This window comes from Pseudomonas bharatica CSV86 (assembly GCF_000319305.2).
Taxonomy (GTDB): Bacteria; Pseudomonadota; Gammaproteobacteria; order Pseudomonadales; family Pseudomonadaceae; genus Aquipseudomonas; species Aquipseudomonas bharatica.
The window spans coordinates 681,041-696,847 of the sequence record NZ_AMWJ02000001.1; the positions used below are offsets into that span (position 1 = coordinate 681,041).

The 15,807-nt window shown below is 64.8% G+C and carries 14 protein-coding genes and 1 pseudogene; 4 read left to right on the forward strand and 11 right to left on the reverse strand.

Translation table 11 applies throughout. From position 1 onward, the window contains the following. Positions 1 to 26: 26 nt before the first annotated feature. A complete protein-coding gene (locus CSV86_RS03150) occupies positions 27 to 1,091 on the reverse strand; it encodes an ABC transporter substrate-binding protein (RefSeq protein WP_009407473.1) in 1,065 nt (354 codons plus the stop codon). A 345-nt stretch (positions 1,092 to 1,436) separates the two neighbouring features. On the opposite strand from CSV86_RS03150, the gene CSV86_RS03155 reads away from it, so the two are divergent. Next, positions 1,437 to 2,150 carry a UTRA domain-containing protein gene (locus CSV86_RS03155; protein WP_009407475.1) on the forward strand — a complete coding sequence of 238 codons (714 nt, stop codon included), beginning with the start codon at positions 1,437 to 1,439 and terminating at the stop codon, positions 2,148 to 2,150. Here the strand turns inward: CSV86_RS03155 and CSV86_RS03160 are convergent. From CSV86_RS03160 to minC, 7 genes and pseudogenes are all read right to left on the reverse strand, one after another. Next, the gene (locus CSV86_RS03160; protein WP_009407477.1) at positions 2,147 to 4,300 is read right to left on the reverse strand and encodes a mechanosensitive ion channel family protein; all 2,154 of its coding nucleotides are present in this window, start codon (positions 4,298 to 4,300) and stop codon (positions 2,147 to 2,149) included. The genes CSV86_RS03155 and CSV86_RS03160 overlap by 4 nt on opposite strands. A gap of 49 nt (positions 4,301 to 4,349) precedes the next feature. Then, positions 4,350 to 4,520 carry a hypothetical protein gene (locus tag CSV86_RS03165; protein WP_009407479.1) on the reverse strand — a complete coding sequence of 57 codons (171 nt, stop codon included), beginning with the start codon at positions 4,518 to 4,520 and terminating at the stop codon, positions 4,350 to 4,352. Between the two features lie 130 nt (positions 4,521 to 4,650). Then, on the reverse strand, positions 4,651 to 5,940 hold the full coding sequence (locus tag CSV86_RS03170; RefSeq protein WP_009407481.1) for a M18 family aminopeptidase: 1,290 nt from the start codon (positions 5,938 to 5,940) through the stop codon (positions 4,651 to 4,653). 187 nt (positions 5,941 to 6,127) lie between these two features. After that, on the reverse strand, positions 6,128 to 6,763 hold the full coding sequence (locus CSV86_RS03175; RefSeq protein ID WP_009407483.1) for an RluA family pseudouridine synthase: 636 nt from the start codon (positions 6,761 to 6,763) through the stop codon (positions 6,128 to 6,130). Between the two features lie 93 nt (positions 6,764 to 6,856). Further along, positions 6,857 to 7,114: a cell division topological specificity factor MinE gene (gene minE / locus CSV86_RS03180; protein WP_009407485.1), complete on the reverse strand. Its 258-nt coding sequence runs from the start codon at positions 7,112 to 7,114 to the stop codon at positions 6,857 to 6,859. A 3-nt stretch (positions 7,115 to 7,117) separates the two neighbouring features. Continuing rightward, a complete protein-coding gene (gene minD, locus CSV86_RS03185; RefSeq protein WP_009407487.1) occupies positions 7,118 to 7,930 on the reverse strand; it encodes a septum site-determining protein MinD in 813 nt (270 codons plus the stop codon). Between the two features lie 102 nt (positions 7,931 to 8,032). Next, a pseudogene (gene minC, locus CSV86_RS03190) lies at positions 8,033 to 8,790 on the reverse strand (septum site-determining protein MinC). A 122-nt stretch (positions 8,791 to 8,912) separates the two neighbouring features. Between minC and CSV86_RS03195 the strand changes: the two are divergent. Further along, complete coding sequence (locus CSV86_RS03195; RefSeq protein ID WP_009407491.1) at positions 8,913 to 9,839, forward strand: lipid A biosynthesis lauroyl acyltransferase; 927 nt, start codon at positions 8,913 to 8,915, stop codon at positions 9,837 to 9,839. Positions 9,840 to 9,872: 33 nt separating this feature from the next. Next, positions 9,873 to 11,033 (forward strand): patatin-like phospholipase family protein, encoded by a 1,161-nt coding sequence (locus CSV86_RS03200; protein ID WP_009407493.1) that lies wholly within the window; start codon positions 9,873 to 9,875, stop codon positions 11,031 to 11,033. A 105-nt stretch (positions 11,034 to 11,138) separates the two neighbouring features. On the opposite strand, the gene CSV86_RS03205 is transcribed toward CSV86_RS03200, so the two are convergent. Next, positions 11,139 to 11,924, reverse strand: coding sequence for an MlaA family lipoprotein (locus CSV86_RS03205; protein ID WP_009407495.1), 786 nt, complete (start codon positions 11,922 to 11,924; stop codon positions 11,139 to 11,141). After that, positions 11,917 to 13,215, reverse strand: a complete 1,299-nt coding sequence (gene mlaY / locus CSV86_RS03210) for a lipid asymmetry maintenance lipase MlaY (protein WP_009407497.1) — start codon at positions 13,213 to 13,215, stop codon at positions 11,917 to 11,919. Before mlaY ends, CSV86_RS03205 begins: the two co-directional genes overlap by 8 nt. A gap of 239 nt (positions 13,216 to 13,454) precedes the next feature. Between mlaY and CSV86_RS03215 the strand changes: the two genes are divergently transcribed. Beyond that, entirely contained in the window at positions 13,455 to 13,820 is a 366-nt protein-coding gene (locus tag CSV86_RS03215) for a hypothetical protein (protein ID WP_009407499.1), read from the forward strand. A 113-nt stretch (positions 13,821 to 13,933) separates the two neighbouring features. Here the strand turns inward: CSV86_RS03215 and CSV86_RS03220 are convergent, their stop codons facing one another. After that, complete coding sequence (locus CSV86_RS03220) at positions 13,934 to 15,481, reverse strand: glycoside hydrolase family 17 protein (protein WP_009407501.1); 1,548 nt, start codon at positions 15,479 to 15,481, stop codon at positions 13,934 to 13,936. Between the last annotated feature and the right edge of the window lie 326 nt (positions 15,482 to 15,807).

Sequence of the window (15,807 nt, forward strand, 5' to 3'; positions counted from 1 at the left end):
GCTCCCACACGGTCCCTGCTAAGGCCTCACTCCATCTCGATGATGACCTGCTCCTGCCACTTCTGCGGCAGTGCCTTGGAGGTCGCTTCCCACGCGGCCGCATCCTTGATCGGCTGGGCGGCGCGGTATTGCTCGTTCGGCAGCAGCTTGGCCTGGACGTCAGCCGGCAGCTTCAGGTGCTCGGCACGGATCGGGCGCGCATGGCCGATCGCCAGGTTGGTCTGCCCGGCATCGCTGAAGATGTATTCGCGGGTCAGCTTGGCGGCGTTCGGGTGCTTGGCGTACTTGTTGATGATGGTGGTGTAGCCGGAGATCACCGAGCCATCGGCCGGAATCAGCACTTCGAAGCGCTTGGGATCGATCTGCTCGCGGTAGCTCAGGCCATTGAAGTCCCATACCACGCCCACTTCCACTTCACCCTTTTCCAGGGTCTGGATGGTCGGGTTGGCCAGCGACAGGCGCTTCTGCTGGGCCAGCTTGGTGAACAGTTGCAGGCCCGGCTCGATGTTCTTCTCGTCGCCTTTGTAGGCGATGGCGGCGGCCAGTACGCCATTGGCAGCCTGTGCGGCAGTGCCGACGTCGCCGATGGCGACCTTGTACTTGCCTTTTTCCAGGTCATGCCAGGTTTTCGGCATGTCCTCTTCCTTCACCAGTTGCTTGTTGATGATGAAGGCGATGGTGCCGGTATAGGCCAGTGCCCAGTGCCCGTCCTGGTCCTTCGCCCAGGCCGGGACCTGGTCCCAGGTGCTCGGCTTGTACGGCTGGGTCACGCCCTTGGCCACGGCGATCGGGCCGAAGGCGGCGCCGACGTCGCCGATGTCGGCGCTGGCGTTGTCCTTCTCGGCGTCGAACTTGGCCACTTCCTGGGCCGAGCTCATGTCGGTGTCCATATGCTTGAGGCCGTATTTCTTCGCCAGGTCTTCCCAGGTTCCTTTCCAGTTCGCCCAGGCATCGGGCATGCCCACGCTATTGACGGTGCCTTCCTTGCGGGCGGCGTCCTCCAGGGCCTTGAGGTCGGTGTCGGCGGCCACGGCCGCATGCGACAGGGCAATGCTCGCGCCTAACAGAGAGGCCAGGAAAAGCTGTTTCATCCGAAGCTCCTTAATGGGTGCCTTGCACGACATGAGAGGTTGGGGCGTTGTTGCGTTTCGGTTGGTCTAGGTCAGCAATACCTGAGCCAAGGTAGGCATGTTGCGTGACAGTTTGATGTCGCACAGCCTTGCCGGGCGTTGCCGACCGACTCTGGAAATACAGCGTAGACCACGGTTGAGCGCACGATGGCCTTGGCCTCCAGCCCGGGCGGGAATGACCGTTGGGCGCACTTGTCATCTCAGGTTCATCTGCTTTGCCTAAGCTCAACACGTTTTTCCGGCCAGGCCAGATGCACCCTTGCAGGGCATCGGGTGCGGCTGGACTAGTCCAGAAGGAAGCCCTTGATGCATGCACCGCCGCCCCGTGCCGTTACAGCCATTTGCCATGCCCTGCAGGAGCAGATCGAACACGGCCTGCTCCCGCCCGGAGGCAAGCTGCCGGCTGAACGCAAGCTCAGTGAAGTATTCGATACCACCCGGATTACCCTGCGCGAAGCGCTGGTCCAGCTGGAGGCCCAGGGCCTGATCTACCGCGAGGAGCGGCGAGGCTGGTTCGTCGCCCCGCAACGGCTGACCTACGACCTGATCGAGCGCAGTCACTTCCATGCCATGGTGCGCGAGCAAGGGCGCATCCCGGCTACCGAACTGCTCTCGGCGCGCCTGCAACCGGCGGCCGCGGCGATCTGCGCGCGCCTGAAGCTGCCGCCACTGTCCAGCGTGATCCAGATCTGCCGCCTGCGCCGCATCGACGGGCGTGCGGTGCTCTATGCCGAGCATTACCTGAACCCGGACTACTTTCCCGGCATCCTCGAACACGACCTGGGCCAGTCGCTGACCGAGATCTATGATCGTCACTATGGCATCCGCTACGGGCGGGTGTGCTTCGAGATCCTGCCAACCGCGCTGCCGACCGCGGCGGCCTCGGCATTGAAGGTGTCACCGGGCAGCGCCGGCCTGCATATCACCCGGGTCAACAGCGACCAGACGGGGCGACTGATCGACTGCGACCTCGAGTATTGGCGGCACGATGCGATCCGCATCCGCGCCGATGCGGGCTAGGCCTTTTCGCTACCCTCGGCCGCGGTGCCGCCGGCAGTGGTCAGCACCTGTACCGACAGGCGCGGGGTGGCAAGGTCCAGCCCGGCCTCGTCGAGCTGGCGCTTGAGCGCCAGGTTGAAGGCCCTCGATACCTCCCATTGCTTGATCGGCGCGGTCTTGAAGCGCGCCCGCAGCACCGCCGAGCCGGATTCGAAACTCTCCACGCCCTGCAACTCCAGCGGCGACCAGATATTGCGGCGCTGCAACGGGTCGCTGCGCATCTTCTGGCCGACGTCGCGAATCAGGGCGATGGCCTGGTCGATGCCCATGTTGTAGGGAATGGCGATGCGGAAGATCGCGTAGCCGAACTCCCGGGAGTAGTTCTTGATGCTCTTGATCTCGCTGAACGGGATGGTGTGGACGATGCCGTCGATATCGCGCAGGCGCACGGTGCGGATGGTCAGGCCCTCGACGGTGCCGAGATGGCCACCGACATCGACGTAGTCGTCGATCGCCAGGGAGTCCTCGATGATGATGAACAGGCCGGTGATCAGGTCGGCCACCAGCGATTGCGCGCCGAAACCGATGGCCAGGCCGATGACACCGGCACCCGCCAGCAGCGGGGTGACGTTCATGCCCATGTTCGCCAGGGCGATGATCAGGGCGATGATGGCGATGGTCACGAACAGTACGTTGCGGATCAGCGGCATCATGGTCTGCGCCCGGGCGTTGGCCAGGCCCTTGCGCGAGCGGGTCAGGGCGTGGTGCACGGCGGTATCGGCGAGGATCCACACCAGCCAGGCGGCGATCAGGGTGCCGGCCAGGCCGCCCATGCGGATTGCCACTTCATGGCCTTCGCCTTCGGCGAAGCTGATCAGCGACAGGCCCCAGACCCGCAGGCCCAGTTCGATGAATACCAGCCAGACGCCCAGGTGCACCAGGGTGTAGGCGAAGCTGCGCAGGCGCTCGGCGTACACCGCCTGGCGCCGGTTGTTGCGCTGCTGCCGGAGTGCGTGGCGACGGACCAGGCCGTTGATCACCATGCACAGGATCACCAGCACCGTGCACATCAACGACTGGCGCAGGGCTGTGCTGGTATCACCTGCGGAAACGAAGGTGGCGAACAGCGAGATGCCCACCAGCACCAAGGCCGGCAGGTACCAGAAACTGCCAAGGACTTCGATCGTGTCGCTCAGGGCACGGCGCTTGAGCCGATGGGCCAGCGGCTGGTTGCGGATCAGGTGGGCGATGGGGCGGCGGAAACGCAGGATGAACAGCGCCGTGGACAGGGCCGCGAGGATATTGGCCAGGGTCGCCAGGGCATGGGCCAGGTGGGTGCCGAGGGCCAGGTACAGGCGCGGGTCGTTCATCGCCTCGCCGAAGGCGGCGAAGCTGCCGATCAGCCAGAGCGGGCGGAAGGCCCGGTGCCGCAGGATATGCAGGGCACGGTGGCGGTGCGGGCCGTCGAGCAGGGAGAAGGCGATCACGCAGATGGCCGAGAACAGGGTACCCACCACCAGGGCGTAGGCGATGACCATGGCCATCGATTTGCCCAGCGAGGAGGGCAGGGCGAAGCTCAGGTACACGGTGATGATCAGCGCCACCAGCCAGGGCCCCAGCTTGCGCAGGGCGAAGCGCACCAGGTCCCAGGTGCGGGGATGCTGGGGCAGTTCCTCGGTCAGGCCGAAGCGCACGCGCAAGCGGTGGCTGGCCCAGTTCAAGGCGTAGGCTAGCAGGCTCCACAAGGCGAGGATGGCGATGAAGCCGAACAGCAGCCCCGGCAATTGCTGCACCGGCACTTTCAGCGCCGCGAGTTCGACCCCCGCCAGTTCCATTTCGTCGGCCCAGCGCTTGAACGGGCTAGCGTCGCCGCTGAACTGCTTTTCCAGTTCGGCGAAGGTGCCGCCGATCAGGCCCAGCACGCCCTGCTCAGGGTCCGGCTGGGCCTGGCGGGTGCTGTCGCGGAGCTTCTTCAGGTCGTTGAGCAGGCGCGTGCGTTGCTGGTCGTTTTCCAGCGTGGTGATGACTTCGTCGAGGGATTTGCCCAGGGGTTCGCTGGCCTGGGGCTGGGCCGGCGTGCTGCCGCCGAGCAGGCTCGGCAGGCCGGCGGCCTGGGCCTGGGCAGCGAAGATCAGCAGTAGCAGGGTGAAACAGCGCAAAAGGGCGGACACTGGACGATCAACCTCGAACACAGGTAATCGGCGCAGTGTAGAGCATCCGTCAGTCGAGTTTCTCGAGGATCTTCCAGACCATGATGCCAAGTATGGAAAGCATGCCGAGCCACATCATCAGCACACCGGAATTGTTTTCCCGCTTGTTGAAGCCGATGGTCAACAGAATCAGGCCCGCGAGGACCGGCAGGAACATCGACTGGAACGTGGACAGACTCAAGATCCTTCTCCTTGCTGCGAAAAGTCTGGCTTGAGCATAGGCGCTAAATGACAGCGCGAGGTTGACTGGCGTCACAAAGCGCCGGCTCCGCCAGGGGGGATGCGGCGGGGCAGAGCGCCCCGCCCCGGTTTCATGGCAGCTCGCGGCTGCGATAGAACGCCGTCAACACCTTGACCAGATGGGCCAGGTCCTGGCTGCCGCACAGCTCGCGGATCGAGTGCATGGCGAAGGTCGGCAGGCCGATATCGACGGTGCGCACGCCCAGGTGGCTGGCGGTGATCGGGCCGATGGTCGAGCCGCAACCCATGTCGCTGCGCACCACGAAGCTCTGCACCGGAACTTCCTCGGCCATGCACAGGTGGCGGAAGAACCCGGCGGTTTCGCTGTTGGTGGCGTAGCGCTGGTTGTTGTTGACCTTGATCACCGGGCCGGCGTTGAGCTTGGGACCGTGGTTGCCGTCGTGCTTCTCGGCGTAGTTGGGGTGCACGCCGTGAGCGTTGTCCGCCGAGACCAGCAGCGAGCGCTGGATGGTGCGGACGAACTCGTCGCCGTCCGGCAGCAGGCGGCGCAGGGTCTGTTCCAGCATCGGGCCATCGGCACCGCAGGCCGAGCAGGAGCCGACCTCCTCGTGGTCGTTGCACACCAGCACGCAGGTTTCGTCGCTGTCGGCGTCGAGCAGGGCACGCAGGCCGGCGTAGCAGGACAGCAGGTTGTCGAGGCGCGCGCCGGCGATGAACTCGCCGTGCAGGCCGACCAGGGCTGCGTCCTGGGTGTCGTAGAAGCTCAGTTCGTAATCCAGCACCACATCGGCGTTGAGGCCGTGTTCGCGGGCCAGTTGCTCGGTGAGCAGGGCGCGGAAATCGACGCGCTCGTCACCGGCCACCTGGGCCAGGATCGGCGGCAGCTCGGTCTGCGGGTTGATCGCCCAGCCTTCGTTGGCGGTACGGTTGAGGTGGATCGCCAGGTTGGGGATCACCGCGATGGGCAGCTTGAAGTCCACCAGCGCGCTTTCTACCTTGCCGTCGCGGCGGAAGGTGACGCGGCCGGCCAGCGACAGGTCGCGGTCGAACCAGGGCGCGAGCAGGGCGCCGCCGTAGACTTCCACCCCCAGTTGCCAGAAACCGTGGCGCTGCAGCTCGGGTTGCGGCTTGACCCGCAGGCACGGGCTGTCGGTGTGCGCGCCGACCAGGCGGATGCCGTCCAGCAGCGGCGAATGGCGGCCGAGCTTGATGGCGATGATCGAGGAGTCGTTGCGGGTCAGGTAATACCGACCGCCAGGCACCGTGGCCCAGCTGTCGCGTTCGTCCAGGCGCTGGTAGCCGGCCGCCTCGAGGCGCTGGGCCAGGCTGGCGGTGGCATGGAAGGGCGTGGGAGAGGCTTTGAGGAAATCAATCAGGCCTTGGTTCAGGGCGTCGCGCATAAGTCACTCCAGACAGCAGTGGGCGCGAGTTTAGCGCAGATGGTCTGGGAGCGACATGGCCGGCTCCGAGGGTGATGCTGATGGCCTAATCGCTGGCAAGCCAGCTCCCACAGGCCCGCGTCGTACATACCTTTTGTGGCTGACTCAAACCCCTGTGGGAGCTGGCTTGCCAGCGATCGGGGTCACTTCAGAACGGCGCCGGGCACTCGAACGTGAGGCGCTCGCCCGCCACCGGGTGGGTGAAGCTCAGCATCGAGGCGTGCAGGCACAGCCGCTCATGGGCCGCCAGCGCCTCGGGATTGGCATACAGCCGGTCACCCAGCAATGGATGACCGATCGACAGCATGTGCACGCGCAACTGGTGCGAGCGCCCGGTGATCGGCGTCAGTTCGACCCGGCACCAGTCGCCGCAGCGCTCGACGATGCGCCAGAAGGTCAGGGCATGCTTGCCCTGTTCGTGGTCCACCACGTGCCGCGGCTTGGTGGGCGGGTCGTAGCGCAGCGGCAGGTCGATGCTGCCACTGTCGCGCTCCGGCTGGCCCCAGCACAGGGCGGTATAGGCCTTCTCGGTCTCGCGGTCGTGGAATTGCCGGGACAGTTCGCGGTGGCTGTCGGCGTCGCGGGCAAGCAGGATGATCCCTGAGGTTTCCCAATCCAGTCGGTGGACGATCAGCGCATCGGGGTAGCCGTTTTCCTGCAGACGGGTGATCAGGCAGTCCTTGTTGTCCTCGGCCCGGCCAGGCACGGAGAGCAGCAGGGTTGGCTTGTTGACCACCAGGATGGCGGCATCCTGATGGAGGATCTCGACGTTGGACAGCGGCATTGCGTGTTCTCTGCAAACGCCAACGGCGACGGTCGGCCCCGGGCATGTGCAGCCCGGGCCCGGCCGTCGCCGTGGCAGGTTACCCGCAGACGCTCAGGGGCGTTCGGGCAGGGTGATGTTGAGTTCGAGTATCGAGCAACTGCCCTGGTTCTCCAGCGCCACCTGCACGTCATCGTTGCCGATGTTGACGTACTTGCGGATCACTTCCAGCAGTTCTTTCTGCAGGGCCGGCAGGTAGTCCGGGGTGCTGCGCTGTCCGCGCTCGTGCGCCACGATGATCTGTAGACGCTCTTTCGCAACCGACGCGGAACTCTGTTTTTTGCTGGCACGAAAGAAGTCAAAAAGGTTCATGGTTCAATTGCCTCCAAACAGGCGCTCGAAGAATCCCTTCTTCTGTACGTCGAGGAACCGGTGTTCCACGGTTTTGCCCAGCAGGCGGTCGACAGTGTCGCTGTACGCCTGGCCGGCATCGCTCTGGTCGTCGAGGATGACCGGGACGCCCTGGTTGGAGGCCTTGAGCACGGCCTGGGATTCGGGGATGACACCCAGCAGCGCGACGGAGAGGATTTCCTTGACGTCTTCGACGCCCAGCATCTCGCCCTTGCTCACGCGCTCGGGGTGGTAACGGGTGATCAGCAGGTGTTCCTTGATCGGGTCTTCGTTGCGTTCGGCGCGGCGCGACTTGCTGGCCAGCAGGCCGAGCATGCGGTCGGAGTCGCGTACCGAGGACACTTCAGGGTTGGTCACGACGATGGCTTCGTCGGCGAAGTACATCGCCAGGTGCGCGCCCTTCTCGATGCCGGCCGGGGAGTCGCAGACCACGTAGTCGAAGTTTTCCTTCAGCTCCATCAGGACCTTCTCCACGCCTTCCTGGGTCAGCGCGTCCTTGTCCCGGGTCTGGCTGGCGGCCAGCACGTAGAGGTTCTCCAGGCGCTTGTCCTTGATCAGGGCCTGCTGCAGGTTGGCCTCGTTGTTGACGACGTTGACGAAGTCGTACACCACGCGGCGCTCGCAGCCCATGATCAGGTCGAGGTTACGCAGGCCGACGTCGAAGTCGACGATCACTGTCTTGTGCCCGCGCAGCGCGAGGCCGGTACCGATGGCGGCACTGGTGGTGGTCTTGCCCACACCACCCTTGCCGGAAGTCACCACGAGAATCTTGGCCAAGGTGTATCACCCCTAAAAATGATGAAAAAGGACGCGCGGTCCCTAAATGCAAAAACGGCAACTAACTGACTAAAGTTGCACGGAAAATGGCGGCAGTATCCGTTAAAGGCGGGTGATGTTCAACACGTCCCCGGACAGGCTGACCTGCACGCCGGCCCCCACAGCGGATCGCGGCGCAGGTCTTCGGAGACCTTGTACTGCCCGGCGATCGAAACCAGTTCGGCGGTCATCTGCTGGCAGAAGATCCGTGCCTTGGTGTTGCCCTTGATACCGGCAAGGGCGCGACCGCGCATTGGCCCGTACACATGGATATTGCCATCGGCGAGAAGTTCCGCACCGGGGCTGACCGCCGACACCACGACCAGGTCGCCCCCCTGAGCATAGATCTGTTGGCCGCCGCGTACAGGCGTGGTGATGATCCTGGTCGGGCGCACCGTCGGCTCCGGTGGCGGCGGCGGTGGCGCCGGGGCCGGTTCGGCTTTTTTCGCCGGCTCGGTTTCCACCGGGTCCACCGGGCGCTCGCGGGCGCCGGACGGCGGCAGCACCGGCAGGTCGATAGCGATGGCGGCGGCGATGTCCTCGATGCGGCTGGCACGGATCGCCAGGGTGCGCAGGCCGTGCTGGCGGCAAATGCGCATCATCCCCGGCAGGTCGACGCTGCCTTCGTTGGCCGGCAGCTTGTCCAGCGCCAGCACCAGCGGCGTGTTGCTGAAGAAGTTCGGCGCCTGGGCGACCTTGGCCGCCAACTGCCGGTCGAGACCATCGAGGTCGTTGCGGGCAAGCTCGAGCACGGTGATGGCGAGCATGCTGCCCTTGAGCTGGAACACGGGGGCTGGGTCTGGCGTCTGGCTTTGGCTCATGGTCTGCGTCGAAGCGGCTTTCGTTGCGAAAAGTGCCCAGACTTATAACGAGAACGCCGGTTAGCCGCAACCCGCGCCGAACCGTTGTAGAATGCCCGGCCTTTTTCTTTCCGGAATCTTGAATGGATCGCCCGCGTTTTCGTCCGTACTTCCTGCATCCGCGTTTCTGGCCGCTGTGGCTGGGGCTCGGCCTGCTCTGGCTGATCGTTCAGCTGCCGTACCCGGTTTTGCTGGGGATCGGCCGTGCCCTGGGGGCGGTGATGTACCGCGTGGCCGGAGCGCGCCGGGCGATCGCCGCACGCAACCTGGAGCTGTGCTTCCCGCACTTGCCGTCCGTCGAGCGAACCCGCCTGCTCAAGGAAAATTTCGCTTCCACCGGTATCGCGTTCTTCGAAATGGCCATGAGCTGGTGGTGGCCAAAGGCCCGTTTGGCGCGCTTGGCGCACATCGAGGGGCTGGAGCATCTGCAGGCGGCGCAGCGTGATGGCCAGGGTGCCATCCTGATGGCCCTGCACTTTACCACCCTGGAAATCGGCGCCGCGCTGCTCGGCCAGGTCCACACCATCGACGGCATGTACCGCGAACACAAGAACGCCCTGTTCGACTTCGTCCAGCGCCGTGGCCGCGAGCGGCATAACCTCGATTCCCTGGCGGTGGAGCGCGAGGACGTGCGCGGCATGCTCAAGCTGCTGCGCGCCGGCCGCGCCATCTGGTACGCACCGGACCAGGACTACGGTGCCAAGCAGAGCCTGTTCGTGCCGCTGTTCGGTATCCCGGCGGCGACGGTTACCGCCACCACCAAGTTCGCCCGCCTGGGCCGCGCCCGGGTCATTCCGTTCACCCAGGAGCGCCTGGCCGATGGCAGTGGCTATCGCCTGGTGATCCATCCGCCGCTCGAAGACTTCCCGGGCGAGACCGAGGAAGCCGACTGCCTGCGCATCAACCAGTGGATCGAGCAGGCCCTGCGCGAGTGTCCCGAGCAGTACCTGTGGGCGCACCGGCGCTTCAAGTCGCGGCCGCCGGGCGAACCCAAGCTGTACAAGAAGTAACCCGCTTTTTCCGTCATTCCAGGGAGTGCGTGCATGGCAGCAGAACCGGTCACCGGCTTGATCCTTTCCGGCGGCGGCGCCCGTGCCGCCTACCAGGTGGGGGTTTTGGCGGGCATTGCCGACCTGCTGCCGCAAGGCGCGGCCAACCCCTTTCCGGTGATCGTCGGCACCTCGGCCGGTGCGATCAATGCTGTCACCCTGGCCAGCGGCGCCCTGCATTTCGCCGAGGCGATACGCCGTCTCACCGGCTTCTGGCAGGGCTTTCGCAGCCACCAGGTGTTGCGCAGCGACTGGCCCGGGGTAGTGCGCCAGGCCAGTCGTTTCGTCGGCCACAGCCTGCTTGGCCTGGGGCACCAGGTGCCGGTGGCCCTGCTCGATAGTTCCCCTTTGCGCGGGCTGCTCTCCGAGCATCTGGACCTGAGCGGCATCGGCCATGCCATCGAGCAGCGCCACCTGCGTGCGGTGGCGGTGACTGCCTTCGGCTATGAGTCGGGCCAGGCGGTGACCTTCTACCAGGGGCGCGGCGCCATCGATCCGTGGTTGCGCCATCGTCGTATCGGCTTGCCGACCCGCCTGAGCATCGACCACCTGCTGGCCAGTTCGGCGATCCCGCTGTTGTTCGCGCCGGTCAAGCTGGGCCACGATTACTACGGTGACGGTGCGGTGCGCCAGTCGGCGCCGATCAGCCCGGCGCTGCACCTGGGGGCCAACCGCATCCTGGTGGTGGGCGTCAGCGGCAATCCGCGCGGGCCGGCGGACACCATGCCGCATGCCCGGGTCTACAGCGGCCAGCCGCCCAGCCTGGCGCAGATCGGCGGACATCTGCTCAACAGCACCTTCATCGACAGCCTGGAAGACGACCTGGAGCTGCTCCAGCGACTCAACCACCTCAGCCACCTGGTGCCGCCCCAGGATCATCCCCAGCGCCTCGGCCTGGCGCCGGTCGAGGTGCTGGTGGTGGCGCCCAGCCAGCCGCTGGACGAGATCGCCGCGCGCCATCGCCGCGAACTGCCGCCGGCCTTGCGCATGTTCCTGCGCGGGCCGGGGGCGACCAAAACCAGTGGGGCAGGGGTGCTCAGCTACTTGCTGTTCGAGGCAGGGTATTGCAGCGAACTGATCGAACTGGGGCGGCGGGATGCACTGGCCAAACGCTCGCAGTTGTGCAGTTTCCTGGGGTTGTCTGATCCGGCCTAATCGCTGCGGTGCGGCGGTCCGACAAGCCCCCACAGGCACCCCACCGCTCTTGAGGGCAGTGGTGAACCTGTGGGAGCTGGCTTGCCAGCGATGAGGCCCTGAAGATCACTCAGCTATCTGAAGCTTGCGCGACTCCGTATACACATACCGCACCTTCTCGTACTCGAACGGCGAGTTCATCTGCCCGTAACGGAAGTTGGTGGTATAGCGCTTGTCCACGGCCCGCAGTACCCAGATTTCCGGGTGATCGCTGCTGACTTCCGCGACATTGAGGAAGTTGATCTGGTTTTCCGCGCCATAGTCCACCACCAGCCCGCCGGTATCGCGCAGGTTCGAGGGGCCGAGGATCGGCAACACCACGTACGGCCCGCTCGGCACGCCCCAGACGCCCAAGGTCTGGCCGAAATCCTCGTTCTGCTTGGGCACGCCCATCATGGTTGCCGGGTCCCACAGGCCGAAGACGCCGATGGTGGTGTTCACCAGCAGCCGCGCGGTGATGTCCAGGGAACGCTTGCCCTTGAACTGCAGCAGGCTGTTGAGCAGGTTCGGCACGTCGCCGAGGTTGCTGAAGAAGTTGCTGACCCCGCTGCGCACGAATTGCGGGGTGATATAGCGATAGCCGTTGACCACCGGCAGGAACACCCATTGGTCGAAGCGGTAGTTGAAGTGGTAGACGCGACGGTTCCACGATTCCATCGGGTCGTAGACTTCCAGGGCGTCGAGGGTGGCGCGCTCGAATTCGCGCTGGTCCAGCCCCGGGTTGAATTTCAGTTCCTTCAACGGCTCGGTGAAGCCGTCGGTATCCAGGGCACTGGCCGCAGGCGCGGTTTCGTCGGCGAAGGCCGGGACGGCGGACAGCAGCAGGGCGGTGATCAGCAGACGTTTAACCACGGAAGAACTCCAGCATGGCGTCGCTGTTGACGCGGTAATTGATGTTGCCGCAATGGCCGCCATGGGGGTACAGGGTCAGCCGGTCGCCAAAGGTCTTGCGCAGGAAACCGATATCGCCAGGACCGAGTATCAGGTCGTCGGCGTTGTGCATCACGGCGATCTTCGGCGACTGGCTCAGGTAGTCCTTCAGGGCGTAGAGGCTGACCTGGTCGATCAGTTGCAGCAGGCTGCCGCCATCGGTACGGGCGCGCCACATGGGGATCACCTGCTCGGTGAGGTAGCAGTCGAAGTCGCATTGCAGGGCGCGCTTGAAGAAGGGCGTCAGGCTGCTGCTTTCGGTGATCGGGAATTTCGGCGGGATTATCAGGCCGCGGCGGTTGATCAGGTCCGAGGTAAAGGCGATATCGGCGGCGGAGAAGCGGAACGAACTGCCGATCAGCATGGCCATCTGCTCGTTGCTCAGGTGCTGGCGCGATTGCTGGAAGTCGTAGAGCAGGGCGTCGTTGAGGTCGATATAGCCTTTCTGCTGGAAGTAGCGGGTCAGCTTGGCGAGGATCAACTCGTAGAAGGTGGTATGGCTGGTCACCCCCTTGACCTCGGTCTGCACCAGGCGGTCGAGGTTGGTGATCGAGGTGTACAGGTTCACCGGCGGGTTGAGCAGCAGCACACGCTTGAAATTGAAGCTGCGCCGGGTCTCGTCAAGGTGGGCGACGAACGCCGCGTCGAGGGCGCCGAGGCTGTAGCCGCTGAGGTAGAACTCCTTGACCGCCAGGCGCGGATGCTGGGCGCGCACACCCTGCATGACCCGGTACAGGTCCTCGGCGTCCTCGCTGCTGACGCCGGGCGTGGCGAAGCGCGAGGCGGCGCTCATGAAGTCGTAGCTGGTCGGCGAGGACAGTTGCACGACATGGAAGCCGGCCTTGTAGTACAGGCGCTTGAGGTACTCGTTGATGCTCGAGTTGAAGGGGGCACCGGTACCGGCGATCAGGAAGATCAACGGCGCCTCGTGGTCCTGCCGGGCCAGGCGGTAGGTGAGCTTCTTCACCGGCCAGAAATTGTCCGGCAGGATGAACTCCCGTTCCGGACGCATGTTCAGGGTGTAGTCGCTCTGGGTGATGTCATCGTCGGTGGGCAGCTCGGGACGCAGGTCCGGCGGCGTGGTGGCGATGGTCGCCTCGAAGGGGTTGGTCAGCGGGTAGCCATAGCTGGCGGCATCGATATCCGCCGCCGACGCGGCCGCACACAGCAAAAGGCCACCCAGCAAGGCAGCAAGGCGCAGAGGTCGAAACATGACGGGTCCCCGGAAAAAAGGCAAAAGCACGATGCAGCCTAGGACACTTGCATGACGAAAGAAGTTGCCAAGTGCCACTGTCTTTGTTGCTTCGAATGTTGCCGCGCCTGCTTTGGTCGTTGCAACAATTGGTTCCATTTATCCTGAGGATAAAAGTAGCCCAGGGCCGCGCTTTCGCCTTGCGCCCACGGTTCGAGGGATTATGCTGGCCGGCGATTTTTCTGACTTTGGAGTTCCTGATGTCCCAGCGTTTGCCGTTGATCGCACTGCTGCTGTTCATTCCGGCGTGGCTGGCTGCCAGTTATGCCGTGCGCTACGGCTTCATGGAAGACCCGCAGTGGGTAGGGGTGTGCTCGGCGCAGGTGCAGGTGTGGGAGTGCTCGGTGCGCTCGATGCTGGGGCTGACCATTCATTTCCGGATCCTGGCCTGGATCGGCCTGGGGCTGGCGCTGCTGGCGACCGTGGTACCACGCAAGGCCGGCTGGTGGCTGGCAGTGCTGGCACTGGTGGCGGGGATACCGGCCTTGGTGCTGTACACCGCGAGTATTGCGGTGTTTACGGTGGTGCTGGCGGGGTTGCGGCTGGTTCGGCGGTCTCTGCGGTGAACTTCAGGGCCTCATCGCTGGCAAGCCAGCTCCCACAGGGATCGCGTGCACCGCTGAACCTGTGGGAGCTGGCTTGTCGGACCGCCGCACCGCAGCGATGAGGCCCTCAAGAACTATCGAGTTCTCAGGCAGCGCCACAAGGCAGCAGTCATCACCACACTGACCCCCGCCCAGATCCACGCCTGCTCACTGACCAGCCCTTCGCGATACAACTGCGGCGCGATCCCTGCACCCACGATCAGGGTCAACAACGCCACCTCGGCCCGCGCCACCCTGACCGGCCGCACCAGGTAAACCAGCGCCGGCACCACGAACGCTGCACTCGGGAAGCTCCGGTAGCGCGGATCGAACACCAGCGCCAGCATGCTTACCGCTGCCGCGAAGCCTGCCGCGATCACCCACCAGGCGCCGCGTGCCTCCAGCCAGGCGAACGCCCGCTGGCGCCAGCCGTCCCGTGCCGCCAGGGCCAGTGCGCCATGGGCGAGAACGATCAGGTTCAAGCACGTCAGCAACACCACCCAGGTCCACTCGCCGACGAAACGTGCGTTGGTCCGCGCCAGTTCGCCCCACAACCCGATACTCGCCGCCCCGATCGCCGCCAGCAGCGGCAGCGCCAGGGCATTGCGCGCATTGCGCACTGGCCCGGCCACCAACAAGGTGGCGAAGAACAGCACACCACTGGCGACCAACCACTGCGGCCAGAACGGCAGGTTGCTCACCGGGCCTTCCAGCACGCCCTTGTCCTGGCGATCGGCGTCATACAGGCCCCAGTAACCGCCAACCGCCCCTTCGCTGGCACGCTTCCACGGCTGGTCGAAGGCTTCGATCAGGTTGTAATGCCAGCCATGCTCCTCGGCCATGGCCACGAAGCCACGAATGAAGCGCGCCTCGTTGACCCGGCTCGGTACTGCGGTTTCGCGCTGGCGGCCTTCGCTGGGCCAGCCGGTCTCGCCGATCAGGATGTCCTTGGGGGCGAATTTGTTGCCGAACACCTGGCGGATCTCGCCGACATGGGCCAGGGCATCGTCGATGCCGCGCGGATCATCTTCCCAGTACGGCAGCAAGTGGATGGTCAGGAAGTCCACGGCCGGGGCGATCTGCGGATGCTGCAGCCAGAACTCCCAGACGTCCGCATAGGTCACCGGTACCTGCACCTGGCTTTTCACCTGGCCGATCAACGCAGCCAGGCGGTCGCCGGTGACTTCCTTGCGCAGCAGGGTCTCGTTGCCGACGATCACCGCGCGGACCACGTCCGGGTTGGCGTTGGCCGAGGCGATCAGGGCGCGGATTTCCTTGTCGGTATCCACCGGATTGCCGTTGACCCAGGCCCCGAGCATGACTTTCAACCCATATTTGCGAGCAATGGCCGGGATGTCTTCAAGCCCGGTCATGGAATAGGTGCGAATGCACTCGAAACGCTTCGAAAGCAGCGCCAGGTCGGCATCGATACGCTCCGGACGCAGGGTGAAGGGCTGGTCGAACGGCGACTGGTCCTTGTCGAACGGCGTGTAGGAAGCGCATTGCAGTTTATGCGTGGCGCTGGCGGCGTCAGGCAGCAGCACCGGCTTGCCGAGCCCGTACCAGAGCCCGGCGAGGGCGAGCAGGCCGAGCAGGCAGGCGAACAGGTAGGGCGGCAGCGCAAAGCGGGCAGTCGAGGACATGGAACGATCCGGCTGAGGAAACAAAGCCGCCAATACTACCTGCAAACGCCCGGGGATTTTTCCTTGGCATGCAAAGTTCGGGCGGGTTTTCCCGCAAGCCCGGCGGGCCGGGGCACTGCTGGCCAGCTGATGTCGTTTCTCGGTGTTTCAAGGTCGCTGACGAAACAGGATCGTGGCGGTCCGGGGTTGATGATGGCAGCCATCAGTGCTCCGCTGATGCGATTCCGGTCCCGTTCCTGCTGTAGAGAATCCAGGCGTGAAGGGGGCGCCTTGCACCAGAACAAGACATGGCCCGATCTCTGTCGGGCACGTGACGTCCCGTGAAG

Excerpts from the sequence above, each read along its gene's own strand:
- mlaY (WP_009407497.1), bottom strand. The coding sequence starts at position 13,215 with ATGTTTCGACCTCTGCGCCTTGCTGCCTTGCTGGGTGGCCTTTTGCTG.
- CSV86_RS03170 (WP_009407481.1), bottom strand. The coding sequence starts at position 5,940 with ATGCGCGACGCCCTGAACCAAGGCCTGATTGATTTCCTCAAAGCCTCT.
- CSV86_RS03175 (WP_009407483.1), bottom strand. The coding sequence starts at position 6,763 with ATGCCGCTGTCCAACGTCGAGATCCTCCATCAGGATGCCGCCATCCTG.
- CSV86_RS03200 (WP_009407493.1), top strand. The coding sequence starts at position 9,873 with ATGGCAGCAGAACCGGTCACCGGCTTGATCCTTTCCGGCGGCGGCGCC.
- CSV86_RS03215 (WP_009407499.1), top strand. The coding sequence starts at position 13,455 with ATGTCCCAGCGTTTGCCGTTGATCGCACTGCTGCTGTTCATTCCGGCG.
- CSV86_RS03155 (WP_009407475.1), top strand. The coding sequence starts at position 1,437 with ATGCATGCACCGCCGCCCCGTGCCGTTACAGCCATTTGCCATGCCCTG.
- CSV86_RS03220 (WP_009407501.1), bottom strand. The coding sequence starts at position 15,481 with ATGTCCTCGACTGCCCGCTTTGCGCTGCCGCCCTACCTGTTCGCCTGC.
- CSV86_RS03150 (WP_009407473.1), bottom strand. The coding sequence starts at position 1,091 with ATGAAACAGCTTTTCCTGGCCTCTCTGTTAGGCGCGAGCATTGCCCTG.
- CSV86_RS03195 (WP_009407491.1), top strand. The coding sequence starts at position 8,913 with ATGGATCGCCCGCGTTTTCGTCCGTACTTCCTGCATCCGCGTTTCTGG.
- minE (WP_009407485.1), bottom strand. The coding sequence starts at position 7,114 with ATGAACCTTTTTGACTTCTTTCGTGCCAGCAAAAAACAGAGTTCCGCG.